This window comes from Agriterribacter humi (assembly GCF_009192765.1).
In the GTDB taxonomy this organism is placed as follows: Bacteria; Bacteroidota; Bacteroidia; order Chitinophagales; family Chitinophagaceae; genus Agriterribacter; species Agriterribacter humi.
Window position 1 is genome coordinate 1 of record NZ_VOHQ01000026.1, and the last position, 5543, is coordinate 5543.

A 5543-nucleotide genomic window follows, 5' to 3' on the forward strand; every position below is an offset into this window, starting at 1 on the left:
AAGTGCTTTCTACTGCTGGTTTGGTGTTTGAAAAAGTGAAAGAAGTATATGTAATAAAAGAAGCAACACAAAAAAAGAAAGAAGAAAATTTTGCAATTAGTGCTTCGGTGATCACCGCCGCTGCTGAAACTGCTGACTTTGTTGTAAAAGGTAAAGTAAGCGATAATAACGGTGGTATTGCAGGCGCAACAGTAAGTGAAAAGGGTACATCGAACGCTACTACTACCGATAACGAGGGAAATTTTTCCTTGAATGTAGCCAACACTTCAGCCACACTGGTTATTAGCTCTGTTGGTTATACCACACAGGAAGTGGCCGTTGACGGAAAAAGCCAGGTTAACATTATGCTGGCAGCAAATGCACAGGAACTGGAGGGTGTGGTGGTAACGGCATTGGGTATTAGCAAAGCAAAAAAATCATTGGCATACTCCGTAGCGGAGGTAAAATCAGAAGACCTGGTTAAAGCCGGCAATCCCAGCCTGATGAAATCTTTAGACGGCAAGGTAAGTGGCGTAAATCTTACCAGTCTCAGCAGCGATCCAACATCTTCGGTATTGGTTAATATACGCGGCACAACAGCCATGCCCACCAAATCTGATGGTAATGTTTCAATAAAAGGGCAGCCCTTATATGTGATTGACGGAATACCCGTTGGTACGCAAACCTTCACACCAAAAGACGGCGTTGATTTCGGGAATATTATTTCACAATTAAATCCGGAAGACATTGATAACATCACCATTTTAAAAGGTGGCAGCGCCGGCGCATTGTATGGCGCAGACGGTGGTAATGGTGTAGTAATGATCACAACGAAATCCGGCAAAAGTGGGAAAAAAGGACTGGGTGTTTCTTATACAATCACTGCGCTTGCAGATCAGCCCTACCAGTTTATTGATGAACAAATGGACTATGGCCAGGGCGAACGCGCATTTGAGTGGCAATACGACAATACAGATACGTGGGGACCAAAACTTGATGGCAGCTTTTCTTCCGACTACTGGGATGTGAAGGAACAACAATGGAAAAACAAACCGATGATCTCTTATTATGAGAACAGGGTAAAGGCCTATCTCCAAACAGGCAATACGATTACCAATAATATAAGCGTACATGGTAATTACGACAAAGGATCTTTTCGGGTTTCCTTATCCAATATGGATAACAAAGGCGTTATGCCCAACACCAAGACCAATCAAAAATCCATTACACTTAATACCAATTACAACCTCACCAATAATATAAGGATATCGGTAAGCTCAAGCTATATCCGCACCTATTCGCCTAATAAAGCGAACAGTGTGGGCTCAAACGGTGTAATCAACAACTTACTCTTTAATTTCCCGGCCAATCTCCAGCCTCTTGACGAAATGAGGAACTATTGGCTTACAGGCTTTGAAGGCATACAGCAAAACGGCGCTATTATGAAAGATAATGGAGTAGACGTTGATACAGACAATCCCTGGTGGACTACTTATGAAAGGATCCACCGCTTTAGCCGGGACAATTATTTCGGGAAGATTCAATTAGACTGGAAGCTGTCTGATGCATTTTCATTGCTGGTACGCACAGGAATGGAAAATGTAAAAGAAAATTATGAGCTAAGAACCTCCTGGGGGAAAACAGCAATGGATCGTAAGTTTACTGACGGCGACGGACAGTTTGTTACAGGTAACAACAACAGTCTTACAGTGAACTCAGATGTTATTCTTAGCTACAACAACAACTTTGGTAAACTCTCATTAAACGCATCTGTAGGTGGTAACTATGGGTATGGGAATAATAACAGTTTAACAATGAACGCCAATAAACTTTCTACACCTGCTTTATTTACGATTTTTAATGCAATGCCCGGGCAGCTATTGATTGACAGGAATGCTACAGGCTGGGGTGTAGGCCAAACCTATAGTGCATATGGCACTGCTACTTTAGGATATGATAACCAGGTATTTCTTGACGTTACCGGACGTAATGACTGGAAAGGCATTCTGAAAGAAGAAAAGATCAATTACTTCTACCCTTCCGTTTCATTGAGCTGGGTAGCTTCAGAAACATTCAAACTGCCGGAAGCTTTTGACCTGGTGAAATTAAGAGGAGCATGGGCTGATGTGGGAAATGGTTTAACGAGAAGGAGATCTGTTGACACCTATTCCTATGATCCAAGCAACTGGGGTGCGGCGAAAACAGTGAGCATAAATGCTTCCCTGGTTGATCCGGATATTAAAGCCATGCACTCCCTTACCAAAGAAGCCGGTATAGATATCTGGATGCTGAAAAATCGCATCCGCTTCGATTTTACCTACTTTATAAAAGATCAGAAAGACCAGATAGACAATATTCCCACTGTTGAAGGAACCGGTTACAGCGGCATGTTAACCAATATCGGCGATGTGCGCAGTAAAGGACACGAATGGGGACTGGGTATTACACCAGTAAAAACAAAAAACCTGAGTTGGGACATCAATGCTACGCTTACCCATTACAAAGCAACCATTACAAGGTTATCTGATAAATTTGCTCCCAACGGCTATGCCTTTGCGGGATACGATGGAAAAACAACGATAAAAATAGCTGTTGGGGAAGAGATAGGAAATATATATGAACAGAACCCGATTCTAAGAGTCAAAACTGGTAAATATGCAGGCATGCCATTATTAGATGGATCGGGTGGAGAATTTCAAACTTCAGGTGATGAAAGAGATCGTGGCAAACTGGGTAATTACAATCCTGATTTTATACTGGGGTTGAATACTACGTTAAGATATAAACAGTTTGCGCTTACTTTGGTAGGAAGCCTGCGCCAGGGCGGAAAATATATTTCTGTTAACCAGCAATACCTTGAATCTAACGGAAGAGTAAGTACAACCTTAAGTTCAGGCCCTAACAATCCATGGTGGAGCGGCGGAAGAGACGAGAGCCTGGGAGGGCATCCATGGCCTGCAGAAAATTCCAGCGCTTATGCGGCGATCAACAACAATAACGACGGACAACGCTCCGACTGGAACGATGCCAGCTATGCTAAGGGAGTTTTTATTAACCCCGATTTTACAGGCGATAATCCCGGTGACGCAGATTATATTGTAAACGGCGCAGATCCCAATAACACTTTTTACCAGATACCCTATAACAGCTATGGCGATGTAATCTGGGATTTTTCAGCCACCAGAACCTACGATGCTACTAACTTTAAGCTTAGGGAAATTGCACTTGCTTATACTTTACCCAATACTTTAACAAACAGATTCAGGATTAACAGTGCAACACTTTCATTCATTGGTAGAAATATGTTTCAATGGAATGCTTCCGGGCGTCATGAAGATCCCGAATCTGCATTTAGCGGTGTAGGTACAGGACAAGGTGTACTAAGAGCCAGTTTACCCAGTATCCGCTCATTCGGTGTTAAACTGGGGGTTGAATTTTAATATTTGAATTACCAATGTAAATAAAATACTATGAGATCTTTTCTGACAAAAATGTTTGCGGTTATCTTACTTGCAGGAATCGCTTCCTGCAGTAAAGACGCATTACGCAGTTATGATAGTGAGCAGCAATTGAATGCTGTAGAATCTGTTAACGACCCTTTTTTATTGTCGTCTGTTATTAAACAAACAGCTCTTTTTTACCAGGGACTGGGATACGATAACAGCAAACTTCCCGGAGCCGTTCAATATATGGAACGGAATTTCCAGGGAGGCGATAATTACTATTCAGGATTTAAAGAACCGGCCACCGAATTGTATTCGGCTATGAACATCCTTAAGCTGATTGATGGTTCCATATCGCTTGCCGATAAAAGAGGATCAACATCGCATAAAGGCATTTTCATCATATTCAGAGCCTTGTTGTTTTCGTTTATGACTGATTTTTATGGCGATATTTATTATTCAGAAGCATTAAAAGGAAGGGAAGGTATCCTGTATCCCCAATATGATAAACAGGCAGATATCTATACCGGATTATTAGCGGAGTTAGAAGAAGCCAATACGCTGATCAAAACAGGAACCGAACCCCTGTCGGCTACTTATGATCTGATGTTTGGCGGCGATAAGGTAAAATGGCAAAAGTTTGCCAACTCATTAAGGCTTCGCTTGCTTATGCGTGCATCAGCTAAATTATCTGATGCAGGTACAAGAATGACAGCTATTGTAAATAATCCGTCTGAAACTCCCATTTTCACGGATGCAGATGATAATGCAGCCATTACATTTATTGGCGCAACAGGGGAAAACTCCTGGAAAGGCGGAACCAATAACTGGGCAGACAATGAAGAATTTGACAGGAGAAGACCGGCTAAAACGCTTGTTGATAAACTAACCCAATTGAACGACCCCCGGTTGCCGGTATGGATGGCACCGGTTGAAAAACCCTGGACAAGCAACCCTGCCCAAAATGGGATTACGTTCAATACTACAGATCCAAATGGCTTTACATACAGTTCAACATGGGAGTATATAGACAGAACAAAACCCGCTATAGCCGCCCAGTCTGTGAACATTCTGGATTCAAATAAAATTTATGTTGGCTTTATCGCCGGTATGCAGGGCGATTTCAAAAACGGCAATGGTCATTATGATACTGAAGCAGGAGGAGTTGTTGGAAACTTTAAAGTATCCAGGTTTTCAAAGCTTTTAAGAGAGAACAGCCATCCGTTGCTAAAAGCAATGATCATGAACAGCGATGAACTGCAGTTCATTCTTGCAGAAGCGAGCGTTAAGGGGTTGATTACCGGCGATGCCGATGCTTACTACCGGAAAGGTATTACGTATTCCATGCATCGCTGGGGCATTCCCGATAATCAGATCAGTACTTACCTTGCTCAGCCGGCGGTTGCTTTGCCGGCCGATGATGCGGGCAGGCTGGCAAAGATTGCCGACCAGAAATGGCTTGGTCTGTTCCTTGTTTCGGTGGAAACTTACTTAGATCTACGCAGAACAAGGTTGCCCGATATTTTTAACAATGGCAGGTTAAGCACTTATCCGTTTCCGTCCCGCTTCCGTTATCCCGGAAATGAGCTCGGTCAAAATAAAGACGCCTATGACAGAGGAGTTGCCACTTTGTCTCCTGCGGTAGACGATGAATTTTCAAAAATGTGGCTTCTGCAATAAATTAAAACCGTTTAACTTCTTCAAAAACCTACACGTTAATAGGTGTGGGTTTTTTTTATGCCTTCCTTCATTAAAAAAAACCAACCTTAAAGAAATGTTAATATGTGTAAAAAATATGTTAACGGCTTTGAGTATCTCCGTTCCATACCCTTTCTCTTAAGTCCACAATGAAACAGGAGGGTGCATATTACCGGGACTTTACAGAAGAAGAATTTGCTGCGGATGAATATTTCCAGCAATGGGTACTGCTGCCCGATGATGAAGCCGAACTATATTGGAAATCCTATGCTCAAAATCATCCCGCACAGCAAATCGCTATTAACAATGCTTTTAAGCTTGTTCAACATTTGGCTGAAACCGGGTTTCATATCCCCTTTTTATCGCAGGGCGAAAAGCAGGTATTAAGGCATAATATTTTTCAGCAGATCAGCTTACCTGGTA

3 protein-coding genes are annotated in these 5543 nt (G+C 42.4%); all 3 read left to right on the top strand.

Annotated elements, in window-relative coordinates; all coding sequences use genetic code 11:
- On the top strand, positions 1-3419 hold a 3419-nt coding region (locus tag FRX45_RS23040; RefSeq protein WP_317163144.1), incomplete at its 5' end, for a SusC/RagA family TonB-linked outer membrane protein.
- A gap of 30 nt (positions 3420-3449) precedes the next feature.
- Positions 3450-5102, top strand: a complete 1653-nt coding sequence (locus FRX45_RS23045; RefSeq protein ID WP_152270844.1) for a SusD/RagB family nutrient-binding outer membrane lipoprotein — start codon at positions 3450-3452, stop codon at positions 5100-5102.
- Between the two features lie 167 nt (positions 5103-5269).
- Positions 5270-5543: hypothetical protein (locus FRX45_RS23050; protein ID WP_226805541.1), on the top strand; the 274-nt coding region annotated here is incomplete at its 3' end.

Excerpts from the sequence above, each read along its gene's own strand:
- FRX45_RS23045 (WP_152270844.1), top strand. The coding sequence starts at position 3,450 with ATGAGATCTTTTCTGACAAAAATGTTTGCGGTTATCTTACTTGCAGGA.